At 63.1% G+C, this 3,617-nt stretch carries 3 protein-coding genes and 1 pseudogene; all 4 read right to left on the bottom strand.

The window, feature by feature from the left end; genetic code table 11:
- A partial coding sequence (locus tag EN879_RS27750) for a type II secretion system F family protein (protein WP_164774615.1) occupies positions 1-921 on the bottom strand: 921 nt, incomplete at its 3' end.
- A gap of 1 nt (position 922) precedes the next feature.
- Entirely contained in the window at positions 923-1,888 is a 966-nt protein-coding gene (locus tag EN879_RS27745) for a type II secretion system F family protein (RefSeq protein ID WP_027162569.1), read from the bottom strand.
- 4 nt (positions 1,889-1,892) lie between these two features.
- A complete protein-coding gene (locus EN879_RS27740; protein WP_024505345.1) occupies positions 1,893-3,314 on the bottom strand; it encodes a CpaF family protein in 1,422 nt (473 codons plus the stop codon).
- Positions 3,311-3,617 (bottom strand): annotated as a pseudogene (locus EN879_RS27735) (response regulator receiver protein); the annotation flags it as partial. The gene EN879_RS27740 and the pseudogene EN879_RS27735, both read right to left, overlap by 4 nt.

The raw sequence follows: 3,617 nt of genomic DNA, 5'->3' as shown, positions 1-3,617 counted from the left end.
CATCAGCACCACCGGCAGGATGCACACAACCACGGGCACCGACATCTTGGCAGGCAGAGCGTGCGCCTTTTCCTCGGCCAACGACATACGCTTATGGCGCATGTCGTCGGAGAAGACGCGCAGCGCCCCCGACAGGCTGGTGCCGAGTTCCTTGGACTGCTGCAGCAGCGTGGCGAAGGAACGCACCTCGTCCAGGCTGAGGCGATCGGCGAGCGCCTTCAGCGCATCGTCGAGGCTGCGCCCGGCCCTCAGCTCCAGCGACACCAGCTGCAGGTTCTGGCTGAGCGCGGGATAAGTCTTGGCGAGTTCCTTGGAGACGCGCTCTATGCCTGCCTCCATGCTCATGCCGGCATCCGAGCAGACAATCATCAGGTCCATGAAATCGGGAAACCCGTTGCGGTACTCACGCCTGCGTTCCCGCACTTTCTGGCTCAGCATCAGGCCGGGCAGGAAATAACCGGCCGCGCCCGACAGGATGACGAATGTCCAGCGGCTGGCCATCGTTGCGTCCGGACTGGCCATCCAGCGGTTGAGCACAAACACACCGATTGCCGTGCCGATCATCGCGGTGAACCGGATCAGGAAGAACGTACCGACAGCGCGCGGCTCCATGTAGCCCGCCTGGATAAGCTTCATGCGCAGCCGCGCGACATTTTCCGGATCGCTCCTGGCGTAGAATTCCTGCGCCCGCTTCACCGCCTTCTCGCGCACGATGCCGGTATTCTTCTTTTGCACCGGCTCCGGTTTGGCGGCCACGGGACCGTTGTCGACCCTGAGCCGGCGCATGACCTCGTTGCGATCGCCCTTCGCCATGACAACAGGCCAGGCAACAGCGGCAGCACCCACCGCCAGCAGCAGTATGGCCACCGGCATCAATGAGGTCGGCGCAAGCGAGGCGAGGAATTCGATGAAGCCCTGCATGTCAGAACTTGAAATTCGACATCTTGAACATCATCAGATTGCCCAGCATCAGCCAGGTGATCGACGCGCCAAGCAGATACCAGGTCTTCGGCTCGCCCCAGACGTCGCTGTAGAAGCCCGGCATCAGTGCCATGATGGCGGCAAACAGCAACGCCGGCACGGCCGTCAGAATGTAGGCCGACATCCGGCCTTCTGTCGCAATGGCGCGCACCTTGCGGCGCAGCTTGCCACGCTCGCGAATCGTCGTCGCCAGGCCGTCGAGGATCTCGCGCAGATTGCCGCCCGAACTGGTCTGGATCGAGACGGCGGTGACGAACAACGGCAGATCCTCCTGGCCGACCCGGTCGAACAGCGAGTTCAACGCCGAAACCAGATCGGATCCGTAGGTCACTTCGTCGGCGATGACGCCGAACTCGCTGCCGATCGGGTCGGGCATCTCGCGCGCCACCATGGCGATCGCCACCGGCACCGGGTGGCCGGCCTTCAGGCCACGCGTGATCAGTTCCAGCGCCTCCGGCAACTGCATGCCGAACCGCTTCAGCCGGCGCTTGCGCTTGAAACGCAGCGTCAGCACCGGCAATAGCGGCATGAGCACCACGAACAGGACGAACCCCATCAGCGGCGGCAAGCCGTACCAGATGGCGACCAGGGCCATCGCCATCGCCACGCCGCAGGTGATCATCAGGAATTTCGACAGCGGCATGATCATGCCCGACTGGGTTCGCAGCGCGCGAAACCGGTCCGCCGAAAACAGCGGCGTGCCCGCGTCAAGGCCGCGCTCCTTGCGCAGTTGGACGAGCACCTGCTCCTGGCTGATCTTGTTTTCCTGCAGCCTCATGCGCCGGTTGATGGCGGTGCGCTTGTCGCTGCGGCCGGCATAAAGCAGGTAACAGGCCTCGGCGATCAGGATGCCGGTCAGCGCGGCCGCGGCATAGACGACATAGATCGCGCTCATTCCATCGAACACTTGGCTACTCCTGCGGCCGGCCGGGTTCGAAATATCGTCCGGGAAACTCGATGCCCATGGCGCGCAGGTCCTCGAGGAAGCGCGGCCGGATGCCGGTCGCCTCGTAGTGGCCCAGAATCTTGCCGTCGGCCTCCATGCCGGTGCGCACGAAGCGGAAGATCTCCTGCATCTGGATGACATCGCCTTCCATGCCGGTCACCTCGGCGACACTGGTCACCTTGCGCTTGCCGTCGGACAGGCGCGTCAGTTGGACGATCAGGTCGAGCGCGCTGGCGATCTGGCTGCGGATCGACTGCACCGTCATCGGCATGCCGGTCATGCCAAGCATCTGCTCGAGCCGCGAAATGGCGTCGCGCGGCGTGTTGGCATGGATGGTCGCCATCGACCCTTCGTGGCCGGTGTTCATTGCCTGCAGCATGTCGAAAGCCTCCTCGCCGCGGCATTCGCCGAGGATGACGCGGTCGGGGCGCATGCGCAGTGCGTTCTTGACCAGGTCGCGCTGCTTCAGCTCGCCATGGCCTTCGATGTTGGCCGGACGTGTTTCCATGCGCGCGACATGCGGCTGCTGCAGCTGGAGCTCGGCCGCGTCCTCGATGGTGATCAGCCGCTCGTCTTCCGGAATGAAGGCCGACAGTGCATTGAGCATGGTCGTCTTGCCGGTGCCGGTGCCGCCCGAAATGATCGTCGTCTTGCGGGCATGCACGGCCGCCGCCAGCACTTCGGCCATGTTCTGGGTGATGGCGCCGAATTCGACCAGTTTATGCAGGCCGAGCTTGTTCTTGGAGAATTTGCGGATCGACACCAGCGGGCCGTCGACCGCAACCGGGCGGATGGCCGCGTTGAAGCGCGAGCCGTCCAGCATGCGGGCATCGACCATCGGCTGCGATTCGTCGACGCGGCGACCGACCGCGGCGACGATCTTGTTGACGATGCGCAGGAGATGCGCCTCGTCCTTGAACGGAATGTGGACCGGCTGCAGCTTGCCTTTCTTTTCGACAAAGCAGTTCATGTGGCCGTTGATCAGGATATCGTTGATGTCGGGATCCTTGAGCAGCGGCTCGAGCGGACCGAGGCCGACCATCTCGTCGACGATGTCGTCGACCAGCGCATCAAGCTCGACGGTGTTGATCGCCATCCGCTCCTGCTTGGTCTTTTCCGAAACGAAGTCATGCACTTGCCGGCGCATCTCATCCTTCGGCAAACGCTCCAGCGCGACAAGATTGATCTCTTCGAGCAGCAGCCGGTGGATACGCACGCGCGCATCGAGCACCTTGTTGGCATTCTTTGCCAGCGCTGCTTCCGGCTTTGCCGGCAAAGCCTTTCGGCTGGTTGGTATGACGACGGCATGATGGGCGACCGGCGTCGTCTCATGCGCGCGCTGCGGACGCGCATCGCGGTTCTGCAGGGTGGAGAAGCGGCTGGTCATCCGGCTTTCCTCTTCAGCAATCCACGGCCCATGCCAAACAGCGAGCGCGATTTCGCCCGGGTCGGGACCGCTTCTTCCGGCAGGATGATCTTCTTCAGATCGTTGACGACATTGGCGTTGGGATCGATCTCGTGCAGCGGTACGCCGCGATCGACTGCTTCGCGCACCAGCCGGTAGTTGTTGGCGATGCCGCCGACGAAATGCTCGCCAAGGATTTCCTGGACGTCCGCCTGCTTGATGCCGTTATCGAACATCTTCTGTTCGAAACGGTTGACGATGACGTTCGGCTTCACTTCCTTGCCG

The sequence above is a fragment of the Mesorhizobium sp. M7A.F.Ca.AU.002.02.1.1 genome (genome assembly GCF_003998535.1).
Taxonomy (GTDB): domain Bacteria; phylum Pseudomonadota; class Alphaproteobacteria; order Rhizobiales; family Rhizobiaceae; genus Mesorhizobium; species Mesorhizobium ciceri.
The sequence above is the reverse complement of the archived record's forward strand: the minus strand, read 5'-3'. Positions and strand labels throughout refer to the sequence as shown.

Excerpts from the sequence above, each read along its gene's own strand:
- EN879_RS27740 (WP_024505345.1), bottom strand. The coding sequence starts at position 3,314 with ATGACCAGCCGCTTCTCCACCCTGCAGAACCGCGATGCGCGTCCGCAG.